Genomic DNA, 23,725 nt, shown 5'->3' with positions numbered 1-23,725 from the left:
TATAATCCTGATGTCCTTAGTGCTGTCACACTGCCCTTAAACGGGAGGCGTGTAACAGCACTCTTTCCACATATGTATTATCGGAACCGTCACACGACTTTCTCAACACCCCTCACAGAGTATCGAAATTCCCTAAAGGCGCTTGCGCATATTGCGAAAATTCCGCAATAGAGGTAGCCTAATACTAACCTTGGGGAAAAATCCCGCAAAGTTACCGCCACAAACCAGGGTTGAGCAAGCTCATTGGCTGAATAGGCTTAGGGACACCCCGAGACCCCGCACCAAAACGTTTATTCGATGAACTTTACACTCTCATGAAAAATGGCGAAGAATAGCCTGCTAAAAGGCCTGCATTCTGGTTGGCGATTTGCTCTGTAGCAATCTTTGGCGAGAATCTTAGCGTCGAGGACGAGTCTGAATAGAAATGAAATTGCTTAGCCAACGTTTTTCCATAGGCAAGAAATGATTTCGAGGTTGTTTGGTTGTCGTAGGAAAGCCCCTCGCCAAGTCCATGATGATACCGAATCACGTCAAGACCATCTATGTTGTTGTAAGTTGGTTATTATTAGGTTGTCGACAGGTCTGCAGATTATTTCCGATAGTGTAAAAATGGAACACAATAACGTATCAGTTTCACCCTCTTTAAGGTCACACGTAATCATGGGAACACGGTCTTTCGTTGACCAACTATTATCGTTTGATTTCAATGCGGAAATTTCATCTATCAAATATAAGGAGAAGAATGCCGAGAAAGAACAATGACCATGTAAGTCATTATAGTGAGGAAACAAATGTGGAAACAAATGCGGGATTAGTGATGCGCATCTATCGGATAGTTCCACATATTCATTCTGCAGTTTTTTCCACTCTGTATATGTATAAAAAAATCCGCAATTGATATATTATTAGTAAGCAATAGGATTTCTGTTTTCTGCGTATACAAGAAACTGATGAGAAAACGGTTTACATAACTAAGATTAAACGAAAGAGTGCACCACACATTCTTTTTGATAATAACACCTAAGAATGTATGTTGTCTCTCACGTGTTATTAGTTTGAGTAATATAATGGTAACAACAATTACGTTAATATTACCCCAATTACAAATTATTAAGCAAATCCTACCAGCCACCCTAAATGTAGAAGTACATACAATGCGTAAGCTAACCATTTAAAGGACTAACTCTTTCTATACATTACTATTTTTCATGACACGTTCTCAACGTCCCCACTACTCTTCCTGTCTCATCCAAGGTATATGTGCCACTTATGACAAGCCACATGGGCAGATTGGGTACACTATGATAATTATGGATGCCTATGATGTTTTTTTCACCAAGTACATACCACATGATTCTCTTGTGATGTTTAGCAAGATAATCCATCAGTGCATCCTTTCTCACTAACAGGCTTGTCCTTGATTCTTCTACTGCTCCCTCATCAAAGCAAATCACCTTGCCCTCTTCATCTATAAACACACCTTCCTTGTCACCATGTTTCATCCGCATACCGTCAAATAATTGTTTCGAGGGCACAAGACTATAGAAGGACTCTTCTTTAGAATGGTCTTCTCCCGTCTCCCACAAATAGCCAATACTTGTTACTTCTGCATGACCAATAAACCGATTCGTTTTCCTGTCATATATTTCTTTCTTGGTCAACCCCTCTGCATCATAATACTGATATGCTGGCGACCAATAGTACTCTCGATAGAATACTTCATATCTGTCACTGCATTCTGGCATCCATCTTCCACCAAAATTCTGTTTTGCTGCCCATTCGTAAACCCGAGGAAATTCATCTTCGTCTATGATACAACTTCTTACTTGATACCACAGTTTTTTGTAGACATCATCATCACCGTGGGGCTCAGCCCACGTTGGATAACATTCCAAAGCAAGCCAATTACCACCTTCAGAGTCCTTCAATTCTATAATCGGCTCAGCAGGAGGAATATCATCATCTATGTTCAGCCATTCAGCAATTTCAGGCTCCCAGTTATCATACATTTCTCCATATCTCCAGTAATCATTGCGAGGCTTTGTCCTTTGCTGATTTCCTTCCCTTCGAACTAATGTTGTAGGGTCTATATCACGAACAAAAGGATCCCATGGTCCTTCAAATTTTACGACATGTTCACTCCATATATGTTCTAATTTGGGGAAATTATCTGCTACCCTGGCCAACAGCTCATGCAGGGCCAACCACTGATATTTCTTTCCTATCCGCTCATTGGGTACTGTAGAGCGTCCTCTTCCCGAACCTACATTCAGGTCAAATGCACCATGCTTTTCTTCTCGATACCCGTATTTGTCTATAATGAGCTTGATGGCCAAATGACTCAGAAGTTCTGCGTTTATTTTCCAATTGCTCAATGCACTTTGGAATGTATATCTGCCGAAATCACCATAAGAATAGCCGACTGTCGTATGCTCCGTAAACATGGATGTTAATACACTACACAATCCAGGTGAATCCTTATAACCACTACACCCTTCATATAGGGCTTTTATCTCCTTGTCAGGCACTGGCTCATAATTAAACGAACTATGATAAGGAGGGCGTATCTTGTTCACATCAATATCCAGTCCTACACCTATTGAAATGGCATATTCAATGGCTTCCCGTGCATAGTCTCGTAGCAACACATGAGGATAGACTTCGTCTTCCACGTCAAATATTTTCGAATAGATGTATTGGCACAAGCCAGCCAGATGCTCTTTAGATTTCGATCTCACAGCACATCCTAAAGCCACTGCGTAAAGTCTTTCATGTATATACGGATCATCCACTGTCGAGAACTTCTCCAGAAGTGGCACCAACACCAGCACCCTATTGTGGAGAAGTTGAACAAGGGCTTTTGTTGCTGTATCACGGAGCTGCCTGTTTGTACTTGCCAAAAACCAAGATAGCAAGATAGCACCCAGTTCTACCGATTTCTCATCTATATCAACCTCATCACTTTCATTCCATGCCCAATTAATGATTTCTTCAATTTTCCTATTGTTAAAACCACCATAAATATGCGATAATGTAGGTATCCACATGGCATCCCTGTCTGCCAACGGCATAGGTGCGAGCATCTTGTGCAGGTAGTCTGCATTATAATAGTTTCCCGCATAATAGCCAATCTCCATGACGGTTCCAACAAGAACATCTCTGAATTGATCCTCATCCATGAACTCAGCAAAGTAGGCATCCAGATGTGAGTCTATAGTATTTTCATCTCTCCATTTTAAACTGGATAAAATCGCAAATACAACGGCTTTCCTCCGACGGAAATTAGGCAAGGCATCATACAGTTCTGTCCCTTTACGCTCGGGCAACAAAATGGCCAGCGATTCTAACAACCCGTTCACAGGTGATTTTACCGTCCGTACATGGTTTTCCAGAGCCTCGGCATCATATTGTAATTCGTCTATAAGATATGCTGCTTGGAGCATATTCTCGAATCGTTCGTATGTGAGATATATACATTCACCATATATGCCATCATCTTTATAAAAAATATTCTTACTGAAAACGCCTTCCGATATTAGGCAATCCAATAACTCGCCTTCAACGAAAACACGAGGACAAATATCCGATAATAGTTCAACAGCCTTGTCTATAGGCATTTCATGTCGTCCTTCTTTAGTAGTATATGCTATGATTTTTCGCACAGCTTTCTCTACGACCTTAATTGTTGTCGGATATCGTTTGTCCTTTCTGAGAGACTTCTCTACGCCTTCAAAAAACAAGTTCATGACTGATGTAATACCCCTTATCCCGTCAGGAATCTTCCTGTAACCATTATTCTTCATGCCTTCGCAAAACAAACGTAGGAACAATGGATTCCTGAATTCTGGATTGAGGAATGGTACTGTCGGGTAGAACAGGTCATATTCCTTAAAAAACAACTGTACAGCCTTTTGTGTGTTAATGCCGAATCCATGATGCCAAGCCGTAACACAGTAATCATAGCCGAATTCTTCCCTTGGAAGTATGGCTGGTTGGTATGAAGTACGAATACTCAAAACAAGTCCAAGCCACGGATGCCGCCTGATTTGATCAATGAAACTGCGGATATTATTTGGCCAGATAGCCAACCCATGTCCTTCATTGATGGCATCTATGAAAATGACGATACGGTGTCCTGTTGTCTCTGCCTTAGCTTCGAGCATTTCTAACAACTCGTCTGAAGTTCCAGAAAAGTGAAGCATTTTCATCATCTGGGTAAGAGGATCCTCGTCGGTGATGAATTTCTGTCCCAAAAACAGCAGGCTCATCTGCTTTTCTTTCTCCCGTCGCAATACGACATCGGCCATCAGATGAGACTTTCCTACGCCAGCATCTCCTTCCAGAATCAAGACGGGGTCATTTATCAGCCTCATGACATCCTGATGCAAATCGTTGTAAACATGTAGGACATCAACACCTAACCCATATATTCTACTATACTTTCTGTAGGATTCGTCATTACTAATATTATTATCAACAACTATATTGGCAATGTCTTGAACCGCTTCACCCAGCGTCACCAGTGCTGTCAAAAACTCATTCAGTGCGATTCTGTCTATACCTGCAACAAGAGTTCCCTTTATTTGCCTGATGGCATTCCTAACACTTTCAACCTTTCCAAAGGCATCATGGCAATACTTGCTCCTTTCTATTTTTCCGCAGGCAACCTCTGCTAATCTCAGTTCATTTTCTAAGAAATATTCCAGTGATTTCCCTCGCGAAAGCACCTCGAAGTATTCCGCAGCCTCAACTTCAATATTCAGCTTAGGCAGATAACGCTTGCCCAAGTCTTTGATGGAGTCAGCATTAAACCGTATCAAGTCTTCATCGGTAAATTCATGTCCTCCAAACCAGAATCGAAGCATACCTTGATTTTGAGGTTTCTGAATTCTTTCTATTAAGTCCGATGCCCACCAAAATACGAATGCGACGTGAGAATTTAGTTCAGACCATCTCTCCACATAGCCATCAATTCGCTCTTTCATGCTCATCCTACTTGTGATATGTGCGTCTGATGGATCGGTAGGTACTGCTATGATATATCTTCTCAGATTTGGATGAGTATTTAGCGCCTCTTTTACTGATCCATCTATTTGTTGATACTGTGAATCACCAAAAGCTTTACAGAAATATTTAGCCTGCCATGCCACTTCACTCCCATCTTCAAGAATCCAGTAGCACTCTACCCCTCCATCTGGTTTACCGTTACGCACAAATTTCTTAGTGCACGGTATTTTCTCTTTTCGTGCCAGTTGGCAAACGAACTCTTCAAAGCCGTCCCTTGCCGACCCATTCGTGGGCCTGATATTATTGAAATCAAGATTTAACATAAATGTTATTTCTGCTCTGTTTTATATCATCATTTAACTGCAGGCTATAAGTTGTATTGTCATCCGGGTGCATTCATAAACACCGTCTCTTTAATTGGCTTACCTTCCTTATGGCTATAATATTCCATTTGAAAATCGCATGGCTCACTCATGTCTATATCGAGCTTTACCTTTTTGAAGTCATATAGTGTTGATTTCCTTATTTTATTGCTATCAAAGCCACGAGTGATAAGGTCGTCACGCTGTCGCATGAATTCATCCTCACTCACACGTGGGTCAATCACGATTTCACGGAACACTTTATGTGGGTCAAAGTCTATCTCAATATAATCCTTCTCTTCTTTGTGACTTCGCATTATCACACGTACTTCCTTTTCATGCTCAAATTCTCGTCTCTTTACAAACAATCCCTCCCTTTGTAACTCTCCGAAAGCCCAGTAATTCATCGGAGAGTTAGACTGTAGCCACCTGTTAATCTCGTCTTCATCAGCATAGTTTACATAATCAATTGTTGGCCATATAATATCATCCTTATGCTTTTTATTCCAATCACCTAATGCACAAAACAGAAGAGGGTATACAGTCTTCACCCTCACAGCAGAACCTGTATTTGAGTAGATTCTCCACATTGCGTCAGACTCCTCCTGTGTTGTCCATGATTGGCCATAATACACCGTTGGCATCATCTCCTCACGCGAAGAATTCAGCAGGTTGATGTCCTCCTTGTCTACAAAGTTCTCATACACATCCTCCCACTTCTTAATATTATCAAACCGAAGCACCTTAGTTTCAAGCATTTTCAGCACGTACTCTAACCGTATATACTTGTACATCACAAGGTCAAATGACTCAATTTGCCCTAATTTCCTGTCACGAAATGGCTTTATGTGATGGTTGATGTCCTGATTCTGATTATTCTCAATTGCCATATCTCATTAATATCACCCAATTTATGTATTATTGTCTCTGTCTCTCCAAATAGACTCTTATTCTCTCTTTTAACTTCTTCTTAAACCTTTCGACATTCTCATCTTTGATGAGTTTTCTATTCATCGGATTGTCCATCAAAAGCAAAAAATCGATATAATGCTGTCCTATCCCATGTTTGTTTATACATTGTATCGCTCTGGCTATGGCGACCTCCAACCTGTTTAACTCACATATTTCTATCGTCTTTGCCCCCTTTGAGTCACTGTCGCCTTTTGCCTTATAGAGCACATCACCAACAAATTCAATATGGTCAGAATACCTGTCAAGATGAGGATGTATTAGCAAATATGCATCAGAATTATGTGGTAACTCTTCTATTGTATTATCCCTCAACACCTCCTTCGTGCTTTTCTTTGTATTACAAAGTTTGCACGATATACATAGGTTGAAGGGATCATACATCCAGTTTGGCTTTTCGCTTTTTGGCACAATGTGTTCAATCTCTGGTGTCACCTCATTGGGGTGTAATTCTAATCGACAATAGGCGCAGATATAATTCTGTTTGGGTTCCATATCATCCCTAAACCGCTCTTTAAACTCATCCAAACAGTCTTTTTTCCAGTGATCTTTGTCTTTCTCATCTGGACTTGCTTCTTGAAATGCAGCCTCGTCCTCATCCGTTACTTGGTACGGTTCGCTGATAATAAAATCCTCCAATTTATCCATTGCTGTCAAACTCTTCAGTTATTGTTGAGATTATCTTCTTCATCGGATCCACATCGCTCAAGCCAACTGCAACCTTATTAAGGAAAGTCAGCTCCTCTTTTGCATTATCCAGACTGATTTCATTGTCAGATATCTTCTTTATAAAGATACCAACCATTTCAGCGAGGTACCTATTCCGGTCTGTTGACATCTGGAACACCTTTAGCAACACTTCCTCAGGACTCCATCCATAAGTACTTTCAGATATGGTTGTACCTTTCAGATTACCTTCCCCATCCTTCTCTAATTGAACAACCGAAGAGCGCTTCAATGGTAAATCAGATACCAGCAGATGACTATGAGTTGCAATTAACAAATGACAAACCTGATTTTTCAAAGCCCTGTCAAGGTTGTCAATCAACATCATTTGCCAGTTGGGATGCAAACTTAGTTCGGGTTCATCAAGCAACACCAATGTATGCGGGTCGTTTGCTGCAGCAGAAATACTCAAAACTGTTGAAAGCATAGCAAACTCACCAGAACTCATATCATCCGATGTGATATCACACCCTTGCTTGTGGAAAATCACATTTGTAGCGTTTACTAATTCATATTGCTTTAGCTTATATATACTCTGTAGTTCACTTGAAGATTCTTCAGTAGCTGCTTCATTGTCAATGTCTATTTCGTAATCGCATAGGTTTTTCCCTGATGATATCTTGAGTTTATAGAAATTGTACAATTGAGCTGTTTTCGCGTTCTTTTCCTGCTTGGATAGGTTATTGTATTCCCTGTCCTTTTCCACACGTTGGGATATAGTTTCTCTTGCTGCTCCATCCTTTTTGGATTTCATAACGAACGAATAGGACAATGAAATTTTATGGTCATACCCTATGAAGTCCAGAATAGAACGGATATTCTCGCGCTGCCTTTCATCCATCTTCTCATTTAGTGAAAACAATAGTCTAAAGGCAATCGCTGATGAAGAGATCATACTCCCATTCACATGGGCTCCAACATATTTATAGCATGACACGTCATATCTGGTTTGTGCAGAACCATTAACTTTCTGGATCGGAAATTTGTCAAATGCGCCGAAATGACAGGCAACTATTGAAGGAAGACGCAAATCGTTCAAGGTACAAAATTGTCCGTTTATTCTCGTGAGATAATTCTTTTTCAGTCTAATAGCTTCACATTCCACTCCGTCAATATGATACTTAATGCCTTTCAGTCGACTCTTATTTGATGATGACATCCTTGATTCTGATTTGTTCACATATGAATGCAAATCAATAAGGAAGTCCACGATTTCCTTCATCAAGGAACTCTTTCCGATGCCATTGGTACCAATAAGTACGGAATATAGCGGCAATCCTTCTGCCTCGTCAAATGAACCTACACGGATATTGTTGACATTATTATCTGGCGACAATATGGCAAGTTCACTAATCCAAAAACCTTGTTTATCACTATATTTCGGTGCTTTTAAAGAATCATCCTTACTCCTCTTTTGAGCTTGTTTACCCTTCGGATTATTGTATTCATCTAAATCTATCTTACCAATGATATTAAGTGTAGGGGTTGAATCATTTTGATTGCCATACACACCACTCTTAGCAGCAAACTTAATTAAGCTCAAAAAGTCTCCGTCGTTAGAGTAAAGTTCTCTCACGAGCATTGCAGTCTCATCTGATAACTTTGTGTTAGCAGAGAGGTTCTGTTCCTTATACCCCAAAACATTAAGTATGTTTTCGAGCGTTGAAAATCCTATATTCAACTCTGTTAAAAGCCTATTTACTCGTATTCCCATATATAACAATTTAATATCATTGCCTCCAGTCCTTGGAGGTAGAACCTTTTTTCTATTGCAAAAATACAAATTTAATTCTAATACTATCGCAGTTTAACCATTTTTTATAAGTGATAGAGTCTTTTTCTTTAAAAACAACAGATTTTTTGTGCATAAAATGAACGAAATTCATTAAAATCGTTGAATTTTGCAACTTTTAAGAGGTTGGAGTCTTTACTCTGCGAAGAATTTTGTAATTTTGTGCCATTAATCTAAAATGTGCAATATGGCAGCTAACAAAGATCTCAACCGCCTAAAGGTGGTGCTTGTAGAGAAAAAGAAATCCAGTCTCTGGCTATCCAGACAACTGGGATGTGCGCCAACGACTGTGTCGAAATGGTGTACCAATTCATCACAACCTCCGTTAGAGATGCTGATGAAGACCGCCAAACTACTTGATGTAGATTTGAATGACCTCGTAAGGTTTGAAGAACTTGAAAATAGCAATTGAGATATGAAGATATTAACAATACCCGCTGGCGGGATGTATCAGGAGTGGATGAGCCTGATTGACTTGGTGGAGGAAGATACCGCCAAAAAGCTGAACGAGATAGCTGCCAAGGATGGTTGGCGTGAGGTTCAGCCCAAGGAGGCCTTGGATATGGGTTTCGAAGAGTTGGTGAACTGGTCAAAGCCAGAAACCGATGTTCTTGTGCTGGTAGGCGACGACTATCTCGTATGCCTGAATAAGAATGACTTTACAGCAAACTGACAATAGATGGCGAAAAGAAAAATCAAGATAGGGCTTGTGGATGCCGACCTGCTTTGCAACGGGACGCGGCACCCTAACCTTGTGCTGATGAAGCTCGCCGGATTCCTGAATGACAACGGCATTGACTTCAAACTGATTATTGATCAGGATGAGGACATTGCACCTTACAAACTCATATATATATCACGCGTATTCACTTTTACCCAGATGCCAGCTTTCTATGAGAAGGCCACACCTTCTGAACAGCGAAAATTCCGTAAAGGTGGAACAGGTTTTTATGCTAACGAGTTGAATGTGAAGATTTATCGCCAGAAGCGTGATGACGATATGAGCCAACTGGAGAACGATCCTTTCCTCTGCAAATACCCTAACCACCGAGGAGGTTTGCGTACTAATGGAATAGACCTTGCTCGTCAGATGCCTTACTATCATCTCTACGATGAATTTGTAGACCGCAAAGTGGCTGAGGGTTTTAAACGCGAAAAGTATAAGGACTATCAGCAGTATAGCATCGGTTTTCTTACCCGAGGCTGTATCCGCCATTGTCCTTTCTGCATCAACAAATTGGAAGACCGTATACTCCCATATTCTAATCTTGACTGGTTCCTGGACGATGAGCGCGATGAGCATGGCCACCTCCTGCGTCCCTACATTTATTTGTGGGATGACAATTTTCTGGCAGCAGATCCTCAAATCTGGCGTAACAAGCTACAGCAATTGATTGATACTGGAAGGCCTTTCCAATTCCGTCAAGGCCTTGATGAGCGTATGTTGGCCGAGAGCCCTCATGGCGAAGAGATGGCAGAGATGTTGTCACGCACCAAGTACCACGGTGACTTTATTTTTGCCTTCGACAACTGGAAAGACCGTCCAAAGATTGAGAAGGCCTTGAAAATATGGAAGCACTACAATCCCAAGAAGGGCACCAAGTTCTACCTCTTCTGCGGATTCAAGCAGACTGCAGATAACAGGGAGAAGTTCTATCGCGACATTTGGGAAATCTTCCAGCGCATCCGAGTGCTCATGCAATACGGTTGTGTGGGTTATATCATGCGTCATGAGGACTACCATAACTCACCTATCCCCAACATCTACATACAGATAGCCCGATGGTGTAACCAACAGGCTTTTTACAAGAAGATGTCGTTCTGGGAATACACCTATCGCAACCAGACGTTCTGGGAACAAGGAGCTGGGTTTGAGGTTACAAGGCCAATAAAACCTTACGAAGAATTTCTAAGGGATTATGAGACGGGATATTATGAAAGAGAAGATTCGCGCGGGAAAGTGAGAAAAATTTCCCGTCCATTACAGACATTCCTTGATTTCTTGGATATGTTTTCTGAACATAAAAATGAATTATTGGAAATGTTTAACTATAAGTTGTCAAATTTGAAAGACCCAAAACTTTGGGAATAAATGATATAGCGTATGACACCATTAACTAAAATACTAAACAGTCTGAGTCAAGGTTCAACGGATTCTGTTCAAAGCGGACAATCCTTTGGAGAACTTGATAGGTATTTGCATATTCAGAGAAGTCATATTGAAAATGCCTTGTGCAGCCGGATGGATGATATAATAAACCAAGGAGGTGGTATCATCTTATTGGTTGGAAGTGCTGGTGATGGAAAGTCTCACCTTATAAGTTCCGTAAGGAACATTGATAAATACAAAGACACGTTTAGGTTTTACAATGACGCTACCGAAAGTTATTCGCCATCAAGAACGGCTATAGATACTTTAAGAGAAGTCCTGGAAGACTTTTCAGACACCAACATTGACAATACATCTACAAAATTAGTTCTTGCCATTAACATTGGAAAACTGAATGCTTTTATCGAGGATGTATCTGTAAAGACTCAATATAGCAAGCTGGTAGAATTTACTCAGCCCTTATTTTCTGAGGATACAAATAAAATCACTGAAACAAGTAGGATGAGGATAGTACAGTTTATGAATCTCCAGATTTTTGAGTTTAACAAGGAGGATTCTGGCACTTATCCTGTGGATTCCTATTTCTTTAAAGAGTTCTTGCTACGTATAACTCGCCCTGATATCGCTAATCCTTATTACAAGGCTTACAAGGAGTCTATCCCTCTTGATGCTTCAAGAACAGATCCTGTTGTCCTTAACTACCAACTATTATGCTTGGAGGCTGTACAAACAACTATCATCAATTGTATTATAGAGGCCATAATACGTTTTAGGCTAATGGTAACTCCACGCGACTTTCAGGATTTTATTTATTCTATTTTAGTATATGAGGATTTAGAGAACTATACAGATGACAAACATTTTCTTGAAGCATTGCTTCCTTCTATGCTATACAATGGGAGAAGGAGTAAGATACAACGAAGTATTGCGATGCTTGATCCTCTAAAATATAGTAATACTGAGCATGATGAGCAGCTGGCAGCATTATTTACCTCACCGGAAATACCTCAAAATTATTTAGACGAGGAATTAATCACTTCAACATCACCTCTTTTAGTTGGAAAGATTAGAGCCATGTGTAATAACAACCGGAAGAACATAATGCGAACGACCCAATTTCTCTTTCGCCTAAAGCATCTCCTCTCTTACCATTCAGAAAGTCGTGAATATATTGGTTTTCTCAACTCAATAAGAGGATTCTTTAATGAAAACGGTCAGGAAGTTCAGCGGGTATATCAGATGGTTTCGACTGTAATTCCCAGACACTACGGCTCATATTACAGCCCAGAGAAAACTGTTCCACTAAATATCCAAGGTAGTCATCATAGGCTTTTTGCGGGTATTCAACTTGTTCCTGACTCTTATTCGTCAATTTACGAATCCTCTAACGAATTCGCACTGACAATGACTTTGAGATGGAGAGTTTTGTCAGAAGTTGTTCCGCTTCGAATAGATTACCAATTGTTTGAATACTTGACCTGTTTATATAATGGACGTCTCTCTTTAAATTTTGAAAGTACAAAAAACATGGCATTTAGCCATTTTGTTAGGCGTTTGGTTTCTCTCAGTAATAGTTCTGATGAAGTTATAGTTATGACTTCTGAGAATCGGAAATATATTTTGTCAAAGCAGTTTGGAGTAATAAATTACAGAGAATGTTAGCACTCGAAAGATACGAAGACAAATACCATCAAGGCGATGGGAAGTTTGTAGATAATTGGTCATCTACCATTAGTCTTTTGCCGTTTAACCTAAATCCATCAACATCAGGATTTGATAAAAACTGCGGCTTGTCAGGAATTACAGGTGCTTTTTTCCGCAAATGGGGAAGGCTCGATGTAAAGCCTATACAAAATTTTACCAACAATGTAGAAGAACCCGTTAGTTCATACTTGCATGATACAGGGAAGATGCCAAGGTTTCAGCAGCAACTTTTTATTAGTGTTGTAGAAGACATTCTTTATCCAGAAGGAAAAATGTCCGTTATAGACGCATCATTTCTCCCATACCTCCCCTTGGTAGAAGAATCTATCCAAGAAACAAGAACTGGTAAGAAATACATTGACGGCCAGAAGAAGATAGCTGACTATTTGTATTCTATGCTTGATGAAAACAATAGAGAAATGCCAAACAAGCTAAAAGGTGAAGAAAACCTCTTTAGTAAGAGTATTCGTGAAGGCATGCAAAGGGGAAGATTTATAAACCTTCATAACAATGATGAATATTACATTCTGCCTTTTGTTAAGAAGCAATTCATTAAAGATCTTATGTGGCTAATGAAGCAAGAGGACTATGTCATCGTGAAGAATGCTAACTATCTCCTCCACTTCTATGCCTGTCTGTCAATCTCTCAAGCTATAGCCCACCTGGTACATTGGAAAGAATACAAAGAGAATGACATCGTTAAGTTTTATTATATGCTATCTTCCGAGTCTGCTTCTGAATCCCGTGACGTTGTCGGCATGGGTTGGGAGAAGTGGATATCAAGAGAATCTCTCCAGAACCTTTCAGCAAGAGCACAGGCACTGGATATCTTTAACACACTTGCAGGTGAAACACCCATAGGCCTGTATTCCGAAATAATACAGTCATTGGGAGATGAATCTTTTTTTGAGAACAAGGCTATCTGCGAAACAGTTCTAGAGCGCTATCATAAAGAAAAATATGAGCTCTTAAAAAATAGATCCAACATTTCAGAAGAAGATTTGCAAAAGGATGTAGATTATACAGTTAATTCATATGATGAGTTCTTCCAAAAGCTGACAAAGTTGTGCTTAGACTTTCAATCACCAGAATACAAAAATCGATTAGAAAAGAAGGTAAGAGATCTATTTGAGGTGAAGTTCCTGCGGAATAGGCGGGGAATGAGGGTCTTAGTCTTGGACGAAGATATCTTGGTCTTTTTGATTGCTATGGTAACAAAAGAGCAACGAATGAAACTTGATGACATGTATAATGCATTTCATGATTACGGGATGTACTTTGATATGAACACTCGTATAGCTATTGAGAGTCAATTAACTAAGTTAAACCTGCTTGATAAAAAGAGCGATTCCGGGGAGGCACAATATGTTAGAGTCATTTTATAAGTATATAGTTGACGAATTGCTCATACCATATTATGAGCAAAACGAGATAACTGCAGGTAGTCGTTATTATGTCATAATTGAAAATAAGAAACATAGGGATGGCTTGTTGAGGGCTATGCAAGAATCAGCATATTCAAGAGACATTGAGATCAATTATATTTTCGATGGAAGTGAATATAATGTTACAGAAGAAAGTTATAAAACATTCTGCATATCACCACAACACAGTCAACATCACCTGATAATTGGTAGTAGTGAAAACGCCACAGAAGATTATCTTACAACCCTTAGAAATGCCGTATGCTCTCCCGTTTCTAATTACTCAGATTACGGGGTCTTATATGTTTTGTCCAGCAATCGCCTTGAATCTCTAACGACAGCAAGTGTTGATTTGCAAAATCAAGGAATGCCGCTTAACACGAATTACATTAGAGATAATATAAAAAGGAAAATTGAGGACTGCTTGATGAACGCCAATGAAAAGGTATATTTACGAAATTCACTCGACAGGATCTCTCAAAGAATAGGTGATGGTGGCTATACACTGTTTGACTTCAAAGAAATATTAGGTGTCTTGAAAAGGGGACATTTGAAGGACAATTTTTCAACATTAGGATATTTCGAAGATAAGGATATTTATGATATGTTCTTTAGCCAATCTGAAAAGGATTTGCAAGAAAGAGTTGAGAAAAATGCTTTCCTATATAATCAAATCTCAGATATAATAGCCCAAACCGATGGTGAGGAGAGGAAAGTAAAGCTTGGCAAGTATTTGGACGACAGGTTGATTAATGATCTTGCTCGTGTTGAAAGCGTTGATGATATTGATTTTTCGAACGTCGCAAAAAGTATTGATAGAAAAAATGCAGCAGCTACCCTGTCATTTGAAGATGTTAAGCTACAAGATGACAGACCAGATGTTCAGCTCTTAAAGAGGACTAAAGGCAATGTCAAGAAAAAAAGTACAACATTTATTCTAATATGTGACAACACAGAGAATAGAACAACCAGAATAAGAATCAGTTTTAATAGCGATATAAAGGGATTATCTTCTGAAGGCCAACCTAATGGAAGATTTTTGTATCTTGAAGTTGGTAACGAAGTGAAAGCCTTTTCCGTTGGAAAGGAAAACAATATTCACAAGTTTATCGTTCAGAGAGTAGCCGCAAAGGTAGGAACATTTGATAGTATTCATTCGTACTTCTCAATTAATAAGAAAGGTGCAATAGTTGTAGATGTGCCAGAAGATGTTATGGCACTAACCATAGGTGCCGGAAATAATTTGGTCCAGCCAACATTCGGTGTACTGGATTGGAGCGATGATTTCCTTTTAAATATCCCGATGGATAGTGCGGATGATTCTGATAAAGTTAAACTCGCCATCTCCTTTAGGAATCACAAAGTAGATTTGATTTTTAATCTAAGTTCCAACCGAGTGCAGCCTAAAACCCCGATGGCTATATTTGAGATGATATGGCTTAAAGGAATAACGTTCCATGATGTTGCAACAAGTAGTTTTGACAAATCATTCCTGAAAATATGCAATGAGGAGGAAGAATTCTCTGTTCATGATTATTTCAGGAAATATCTGAGATTAGAAAAACAGATGATAGATGAGGGGAACTATGCGATGAGATGGACTAATAAAGAGGGCGAATTTATGGGTCTATTTGTAGACCTACCAGAAAATGTCAGAACTGCTCTGGATAGAATTTTCGACTATTTCAAACGTGAAAAGACAGTTCCTTCTCTTTGTTATATTGATGACGAACTTGAGCAACTATATCAAAACTATCTTTTTGAAGTCGTTGTTAGAACAATAAATGTCATCCCCGAATATCGGACAATGAGTAAGTATGAATTGGGGCTTACTCATCTTGGAGTGATAGAGGGTGCCGAACGAATAATGTTCACACCTTTCCATCCTATCATAGTCGCATTTATGCTTGAATTTAAAAATCGGTTTGACGGACAGGATTTTCAATCGAATACATTAAAGCTTATTTCTCCCTATTATTTGATACCCTATCTGTATTATAATGACATGGAAAAAAGGCCTTATGCCGATAAAGAAACGGAAGACATTAAGACATGGCTGTTCTATGAGGGTGTTGGCAGTAACCAACAAATTAGGACTTATAACATTACGACAAAAATGGTACATGAGAAGCTTACTGAGTTCATACGCCATTTTAACTATCTTTTCCAAGATAAAAATTGTCCTATTGTTATCAGTACGATTGGCATTAAGGATGATTCCAATGTTATAAAAGGATTATTGGATTTTATTAAAGACCAATACGCAACAGGAATCGTTCAATGTGTCGAGATTCATGAATATGTGGATAATTTGTTAGACGAAACATTCTTTGAAAGACTGAATAGATTGAATTCGGATGACCTAATAGTAAAGGAACTTGAAAAAATAAAGGAAAGTATAGATTCGAAGGACTATACGGCACATGAAATTATTAGGCAGCTGTTTTCAAGGGTTTCTTTTTATAAGCATGTTCTTGATGATAATAATCCCACTATAGGATATTGTCATATCGCTTTCTATCAGATGGATACAGGAACAGAATTTATTACTCCCCCATCAAGTGATATGCGCGTAGAGTTGTCGATGGGAGGTCTAATATCTATTCCGTCTACCCAGAATAAGGATTGTGAATATACAATCGGATTTGGTTCTAAAGGACTTAAGTATGAAGGAACCGTGTATCAGGTTGTATCTGCAATGAACACATTATATGCCAATGCAAGAAACGGTGGACGAAATCAATTTCAAAAGTCTATTAGCGTTTCCAAGAGGTTTACATATAAAGGGTCCACGTTGCTGCAGTCGATTTATGATAATGCGAACTGGGTAACTTTCTTGCATCCAGAGGTAGATATCAATTTCTTCTATAAACAGAATCTTTATGTAGTCCACTACACGGATCAATATACGATTAATGCCAAATACGACAGCATTACTGTTACAAAGCACATCTCTCAATACGAAAATATGTTGAGGATGGCTTACGAACGTTATACCAGCGGCAACATGAACGTACTGCAGTTTAACGAAACGATGACAGATTACTTTAATAGCTTAAATGGTAGTTGGCTGCTTGGAATTATCAATAAGAGTGAGTTCCAAATCAGGGAAAAACTCAGTATTGTTGCAGCGAGCATCATCATGCGACATTTCTTAAGCCGCTGTAAGGACGTTATCTGGCTACCAATATCACTGGATGAAATATTGCGAGTGTCGGGGTCTATTGGCATGACACAGTCTGGTTTGTTTACTGCCAAGGAACTTGGTGTCTCTGGCGCACTGTCCGACGATTTGCTGATGATGGGACTGGATGTCTCTGATAAAAATAAGCCAAAGCTGCTAATCTACCCTGTGGAAGTGAAACTGGCAAAGAGCAGTGCCCACACTACACATGGAGAAATACAGGTGGTACATACCTACAAGGTTCTCAAAGAACATCTGCTGGGAGAACGAGGGTTCACAAAGGATATCTATAAAACGTTCTTTGCCTCACAATATTTGGCAAATGCTGATAAGCTTTATGCTAACAACCTATTGACAGAGGAAGAATTTGACACGATATCCCAGTATCGTTTTAATCTCCTGAATGTAGAATATGAGATATCTGACGATGTAAAGGACTTGTCTATGGGGCACGCAGCACTTGTCTATTTCTACACCAGTGTGCAGCATAATCTGGAAATAAAGATTATAGATGATGTGCCGGTATGTCATATCAATTTGACCCAAAGGGCATGCTTCCAAAGTGTTGCTAATCCAGAACACAATTTCGTTCATTTCCTGAAAGAAAATGATATTTATGTTTCAGATAGCGACTATGAGAGGATGAGAAATAATACTCCAATGCCTATCCCAAACACAGACGAAACGGAGCCAGAAGAGCCGGACAACCATCCAAGTGAAGTTGAAACAGAAATAACGGATATTTCTCTCCCAAATGCTCCTCAGAGTGTAAAGCCATCGGAACAAGAGCCGGTGCTTCCCGTACCTGTGGTTGAAAAGCCTTTTAATCGTGCAATACGATTACGTGTTGGCACATCGATTGCAACAAATAGCGAGGTCGTTTTTGAACCCAACAATACTCGAATGGTTTCTCATCCCAATATGGGCATTATTGGTACAATGGGAACAGGAAAGACTCAGTTTGCCAGGTCTATCATAGCCCAACTCTCGAAAGAAGGGGTGAACAATGTTGGAAATCATCCTGTGGGGATTCTGGTCTTCGACTATAAGGGCGACTATCGCGATGCAGAATTCCTCAATGCTGTAGGTGGGGGCAAGGCCTACAAATACAACCTGCCTTTCAATCCTTTGAAACTGATACTGACAGATGACTTGGAAGGAATGAATTTGCCAGCCATCACTGCCAATCGGATAAGCGACTCGTTCGGAAAAGCGTATGGTTTGGGTGTTAAACAACAGAATGCAATTAAGCAATTGATACTCGACACCTATTCGGACTTTGGCATAACCAGGGATGCTGAGACATGGGGTAAAGTTACCCCCACTATGGATGATGTGGTTGCCAAATTCTTTGAGGAATACGATGCGAATGATTCTGTTTATGCCCTATTCAGTACATTGCGTGACTATACTATATTCACAAATGACAATTCACAGTGTGTTTCACTCTTTGAGTGGCTTGACCGCGTGAGGGTAATTGACCTGACTCTTTATCCTGATGACACAAAGAAGCTGATAGTATCGCTGATACTTGATCTCTTCTATGCTGAAATGCAACAATTAGGTGGTAGTAAGCAAGAGGATGGCTATCGTGAGTTACGCGCAATGATTATGGTAGACGAAGCACATCAGTTCCTGCGTAAGGATTTCACTGCACTCCGAAAGATAATCAGTGAAGGACGAATGTTTGGTGTAGGCATGATACTCTCTACACAGAATGTAGGCGATTTCAAAACTCAGAAGGAGGACTATACACAGTTTATTCTCAGCTGGGTCATACATCATGTTAATTCTATTAGCCGGTCTGAGATTGCAAGCATCTTTGGTGCCAGCGATACTAACGGTGACAGATATCAAGACTTTATCAATCGAGCTAAGCTCTTCGAGAGTGTATGCAAGATTGGCTCAAGGGTGGAAGGTATTAGAGATTTGCCATTCTTCGAGCTGGTAGAGCAAGACGAGCGGTTTAAGCCAAAAGAATATGATTTGTTTGAATGAACAATAATGAATTACTCCGCTTTCTCTAAATTGCAAAAATGGACACATCAAAACAGATATTAAAATCATATTATGGATACGACTCCTTCCGACCTTTGCAGCAGGAAATCATCAATCATGTGCTACAGCGGAAGGATGCGCTGGTGCTGATGCCTACTGGGGGTGGTAAGTCGATATGCTTTCAGATTCCTGCTTTGATGATGGAGGGGACTGCCATCGTGATTTCGCCGCTTATCTCGCTGATGAAGGATCAGGTGGAGGCATTGCGGGCCAATGGTATAGCAGCAGAGGCTCTGAACAGTGCCAACGATGAGATTGCTAATCGGCAGATAGCGGAAAGGTGCCTGCGGGGCGATATTAAACTGTTGTATATCTCACCCGAGCGACTGATGACGGAGTTGAGGTGGATGCAAACCATGCTGAAAGTCTCGCTTTTTGCCATTGACGAAGCACACTGTATCTCTCAGTGGGGTCATGACTTCAGACCTGAATACACTCAGTTAGGCAATCTGCATAAGTTATTCCTCAATGTGCCTATTATGGCTCTCACGGCCACTGCAGACAAAATAACCAAGGCTGACATTATTGAACAACTGCACCTTCAGGAACCGGAAATCTTTATCAGCTCGTTTGACCGTCCTAACCTGAGTTTGGATGTCAGAAGGGGATATGCAGCAAAAGAGAAACAGCGCACGATACTGAACCTGATACGCCGTCATCGAGGCGAAAGTGGCATCATTTATTGTCTGGCTAAGAAAACTTGTGAGAAACTGGCAGAGAAACTTCAGAAGGAAGGTGTATCAGTAGGTGTTTATCATGCCGGTCTGCCTACGGATGAGCGTAATCGGGTACAGGAGGATTTTATCAACGACCGCATTCAGGTGGTTTGTGCGACGATTGCTTTCGGTATGGGTATTGACAAGAGCAATATACGCTTTGTAGTTCACTATAATCTGCCCAAGAGCATAGAGAACTACTATCAGGAAATAGGACGTGGTGGCCGTGACGGACTGCCCTGTGAAACAATTCTGTTTTACAATCTGGGGGATATTATTACGCTGCAGCGTTTTGCAGAGGAGAGCGGACAACGGGAAATCAACACAGAGAAACTACAGCGCATGCAGGAATATGCTGAGGCGCAGGTTTGTCGTCGACGTATTCTGCTAAACTATTTTGGCGAAACGAGCGACAAGAGCTGTGGCAATTGTGATGTATGCCATACTCCACCATCAACATTCGACGGAACAGAACTCGTTCAAAAGGCTCTTTCTGCCATACTCAGGACTGGCGAGCAAGTGGGATTTACTCTGACGATTGATATTCTGCATGGGAATTTCTCACCAGAAGTCATTTCGCGTGGATATAACCTGATTAAGACCTTTGCTGCTGGTAGGGATGTCCCAGTTAGAGACTGGCACGACTATCTGTTACAGATGTTGAAGATGGGCTATATCGAGATAGCCTACAACGAGGATAACCACATACACGTAACCCCACTCGGGCAAGACGTTGTTCGTGGAAGGGCCAGGGTTAAGTTGGTTGTTATCAACCGTGAGGATTTCAGCGTTAAGGGACGTCGCAAACAGATGATAGAAGAACAGGTCTCGGCTGTAACCGTTAGCGGGCAGAGTGAAAACATGGAGTTGTATGAGCGATTGAAGGTTCTGAGGAAAGAAATAGCCGATGAAATCAATTATCCTGCATTCGTAGTGATGTCAGACAAGACACTACACGCACTGGCAACTGACAAGCCGACAACCCTTGAAGCCTTTGGCAATACCTTTGGCATTGGCGAACACAAGCGCGACACCTACGGTGAACGATTTATTGAGGTGATTAAGCAATATGCACCTACAGAAGTAGAACTTCCGTTCAAGGAGGACTCGGTCATACCAGCACCTCAAACAGCACCTAAAGAAGAAAAGGGAGGAGTCCACAAAACTACCGAGTGTTTTGTGGAGGGTACCAGAAAAAAGCTGAGAAATCAGATTACCATACAAGGAACAACATACGTAATAGACCAGGATATATGGGAGTCGATAGAATGGCGTAAGGTGTTGAAGGAAATTACAGAGAGGGCGTATTGGAATTATCAGGGGCCACTTGATATTTCCCTAAGTGATTATGTCGCCACCGACGTAGAGCAACGAGATAGGATTATTGCAATGTTGTGCCATCTCCTAAAAGATGGTTATAAAATGAAGGTGGATGAGCGGACTGGTGTAGTGAAAGTTGCTCAGAAATACGATTACGACAAAGACGGACAAGTGGTTACGTTCCCATCTGGCTCTTTTTTTGAGATCCTCTCCCGCTTCCGCTTGTATGTGATTCAGAACAAACGCTTTCCTTTCATGGATAGCGAACATGATGAGGTTGCCCTGAGAAAGTGGTACAGGGAAGTCGGTCATGGATTGGTGGCGATTACAGATGAAGAAAAGGTTCTGTTCGATAATCTGAGTGTTGAGTTCACCGATATACCAAGAACAAGAGCACAGTATGAGAAGAGTACAGAGGTGGTTGTTGCACAAGAAGAAGCGGTTGTTGACCCTGAGGATGAAGAAGATAACGAGGTGCTGGACATTGATCCAGAACTTACCAAGCTTTTCAACACCCCAATCAGGTACCTATCTCTGTCTGACCGTACTTCTAAAGTCCTTATCAACTTGGGATATGATACATTTGTAGAAATCCCACAAATAGAAAGCTCGCAAGTATTGACCAGGGTGAGCAAAGGAGGACAGGAAGTATCCCGTGAAGTTGAGCAATTCCTTGAAAAATATAATCTAACATTCGGGATGTCATTCGAGGAGATTATAGAACAGATTGAAATGTTTGAAGAGGTCATTGTAGATGGAGAGACCACTGCAAAAAACCGAAAGTCATTACCCAAAACCATACAAATCACTTTTGAGCTTGCCAAACAAGGTTATACTTTCGAGGCAATCGTGTCGAAACGTGAGTTGTCTGCACTGACAATCTCAAAACATCTTTCCTACCTTATACTACATGGTCTGGTTGATGTCTCAGATTTCGTTGACAGCTATTTGTACAATAGAATCTCTGATGTAGTTAAGTCTTTACCGAAAGGCGCGACAGTGAAAAAAGTAAAATCAAAGTGTCCTGAAGGTTTTAGGCGTAGCACCATTCGTATGGTGATGGCAGATTTGAAAAGAAAGAGAAAACTGTAGGAAACACAAAATGAGTGCAGAGAATTATAATTATCGTTTCTCGTGGTTTAGTAAGAAACTGGACGAGTATGTACGTTCATCCAAATCAATGGATGAATATACTTTCCGCAGTGCATATGAGCACGACCAAAGTACTGTTCCTTTCAACTACACTTTACTCTCTGACATACCTGGTTTGTATCGAAGTAGATTGGCTCGGGATATTAAAGATTGGGAGGACTTGTCTTCACCACAAACATTTTCCTATGTTCCACGAGCCTTATGTAATGAACGGTTCCCCAGTCTACAGAGAGCAAACTTTACTGGTCAATCTGTTTTTTACGCTTCACTAACGCCCTCGATCAACTTTAGAGAAATCGGTTTAGACGTTGCTTCTGGAGATGAGGTTTATATGGCTAAATGGAAATTTCTAAAAGAAACAAGCCTTGCCTTTTCTCGCATTATTCCTCGTGAAGATAGTATTATGCATAATTATGTGCACAAAATATTTAATGTCTATGAAGAGTCTGGCGATACTGCTGGAGATTATTTTGCAAAGTTAGCTAAGATATTTATGAGTACTGAGAAGGGGCCGTCAAAATACCTGATTTCTGCTCTGTATGCTAATTTTATCTTTAATTTCAATCCCAAAGTAATATCTAATGGTGGAAGTATAAAGCCGTTTGACGGAATTATATACCCAAGTACAAAAGTTGACGACTGGAATGCGCTCAATGTTGCCATCAGACCTGAAAGTATTGACAGATACGCAACTCTACAGTTTGTTGTAAGGGGCAAAGTGGCAAAAGATTTGCGTACTATAGAGTATACTGATATTGGGTTCAACAATAATGGAGTAATTCATTGGTATAACCCATGGATAAGAGAAAGCGACATTGTTCCGACAGAATACTTCCTTTTCGACACATTAGGCAACAAGGTAGATTCTACAAATGGCATCTTGTGTGATAAAGATGGAAAGATAGTATCAAATCCTCTTGCTGTATTTGAATATCAGAAAGACCTGTGGGGCGAAAAATACATTCGGATGATACCTCCAGAAATGAAGCCTGATATAAATATTGAGGATTTAGACGAAGCACATTTGTCATCATTTACATACAAAGGGTATGCATTACTTAGGGATGTTATTGACTGGACATTCGTTTCTTCCGATGGCGTAACACACCACATTGGAAAGATTGGGTTCAATGTTCAAGTTACCTCATCCTATAATAGAACAGACAAGCCGAGGGGCATCACTTGGCTATGATTGGTTAAA

At 40.3% G+C, this 23,725-nt stretch carries 12 protein-coding genes and 1 pseudogene; 9 read left to right on the top strand and 4 right to left on the bottom strand.

Annotated elements, in window-relative coordinates:
• Nucleotides 1-1,199: 1,199 nt before the first annotated feature.
• From BLU47_RS00270 to BLU47_RS00255, 4 genes are read right to left on the bottom strand one after another with little or no spacing between them, the layout of a single operon-like run.
• On the bottom strand, nucleotides 1,200-5,330 hold the full coding sequence (locus BLU47_RS00270) for an NACHT domain-containing protein (RefSeq protein WP_091957097.1): 4,131 nt from the start codon (nucleotides 5,328-5,330) through the stop codon (nucleotides 1,200-1,202).
• Between the two features lie 59 nt (nucleotides 5,331-5,389).
• Complete coding sequence (locus tag BLU47_RS00265; protein ID WP_091957095.1) at nucleotides 5,390-6,259, bottom strand: hypothetical protein; 870 nt, start codon at nucleotides 6,257-6,259, stop codon at nucleotides 5,390-5,392.
• A 28-nt stretch (nucleotides 6,260-6,287) separates the two neighbouring features.
• A complete protein-coding gene (locus BLU47_RS00260; RefSeq protein WP_091957094.1) occupies nucleotides 6,288-6,986 on the bottom strand; it encodes an HNH endonuclease in 699 nt (232 codons plus the stop codon).
• Nucleotides 6,979-8,778 carry an AAA family ATPase gene (locus tag BLU47_RS00255; protein ID WP_091957092.1) on the bottom strand — a complete coding sequence of 600 codons (1,800 nt, stop codon included), beginning with the start codon at nucleotides 8,776-8,778 and terminating at the stop codon, nucleotides 6,979-6,981. The genes BLU47_RS00260 and BLU47_RS00255 overlap by 8 nt, the downstream gene beginning before the upstream one ends.
• A 265-nt stretch (nucleotides 8,779-9,043) precedes the next feature.
• Between BLU47_RS00255 and BLU47_RS00250 the strand changes: the two genes are divergently transcribed.
• The 9 genes and pseudogenes from BLU47_RS00250 (at nucleotide 9,044) to BLU47_RS00215 (ending at nucleotide 23,716) form a co-directional block, all read left to right on the top strand.
• Nucleotides 9,044-9,268 carry a helix-turn-helix transcriptional regulator gene (locus BLU47_RS00250; protein WP_091957091.1) on the top strand — a complete coding sequence of 75 codons (225 nt, stop codon included), beginning with the start codon at nucleotides 9,044-9,046 and terminating at the stop codon, nucleotides 9,266-9,268.
• A 3-nt stretch (nucleotides 9,269-9,271) separates the two neighbouring features.
• The gene (locus BLU47_RS00245; RefSeq protein ID WP_143025406.1) at nucleotides 9,272-9,529 is read left to right on the top strand and encodes a hypothetical protein; all 258 of its coding nucleotides are present in this window, start codon (nucleotides 9,272-9,274) and stop codon (nucleotides 9,527-9,529) included.
• A gap of 6 nt (nucleotides 9,530-9,535) precedes the next feature.
• Complete coding sequence (locus tag BLU47_RS00240) at nucleotides 9,536-10,948, top strand: hypothetical protein (RefSeq protein WP_091957088.1); 1,413 nt, start codon at nucleotides 9,536-9,538, stop codon at nucleotides 10,946-10,948.
• Between the two features lie 12 nt (nucleotides 10,949-10,960).
• Nucleotides 10,961-12,628 carry a DNA phosphorothioation-dependent restriction protein DptF gene (gene dptF, locus BLU47_RS00235; protein ID WP_091957087.1) on the top strand — a complete coding sequence of 556 codons (1,668 nt, stop codon included), beginning with the start codon at nucleotides 10,961-10,963 and terminating at the stop codon, nucleotides 12,626-12,628.
• Nucleotides 12,622-14,055 (top strand): DNA phosphorothioation-dependent restriction protein DptG, encoded by a 1,434-nt coding sequence (gene dptG, locus BLU47_RS00230; RefSeq protein WP_091957085.1) that lies wholly within the window; start codon nucleotides 12,622-12,624, stop codon nucleotides 14,053-14,055. The genes dptF and dptG overlap by 7 nt, the downstream gene beginning before the upstream one ends.
• Complete coding sequence (locus BLU47_RS00225; RefSeq protein WP_091957083.1) at nucleotides 14,036-19,276, top strand: helicase HerA domain-containing protein; 5,241 nt, start codon at nucleotides 14,036-14,038, stop codon at nucleotides 19,274-19,276. The genes dptG and BLU47_RS00225 overlap by 20 nt, the downstream gene beginning before the upstream one ends.
• A 38-nt stretch (nucleotides 19,277-19,314) precedes the next feature.
• A pseudogene (gene recQ, locus BLU47_RS15015) lies at nucleotides 19,315-21,123 on the top strand (DNA helicase RecQ); the annotation flags it as partial.
• Nucleotides 21,124-21,441: 318 nt separating this feature from the next.
• Entirely contained in the window at nucleotides 21,442-22,464 is a 1,023-nt protein-coding gene (locus tag BLU47_RS15240; protein WP_369796946.1) for a helix-turn-helix domain-containing protein, read from the top strand.
• Nucleotides 22,465-22,474: 10 nt separating this feature from the next.
• Complete coding sequence (locus tag BLU47_RS00215) at nucleotides 22,475-23,716, top strand: hypothetical protein (protein ID WP_091957080.1); 1,242 nt, start codon at nucleotides 22,475-22,477, stop codon at nucleotides 23,714-23,716.
• Nucleotides 23,717-23,725 lie beyond the last annotated feature (9 nt).

Origin of the sequence: Prevotella sp. tc2-28 (genome assembly GCF_900107705.1) — a bacterium.
In the GTDB taxonomy this organism is placed as follows: domain Bacteria; phylum Bacteroidota; class Bacteroidia; order Bacteroidales; family Bacteroidaceae; genus Prevotella.
This window is presented reverse-complemented; position numbering and strand designations above follow the sequence as displayed.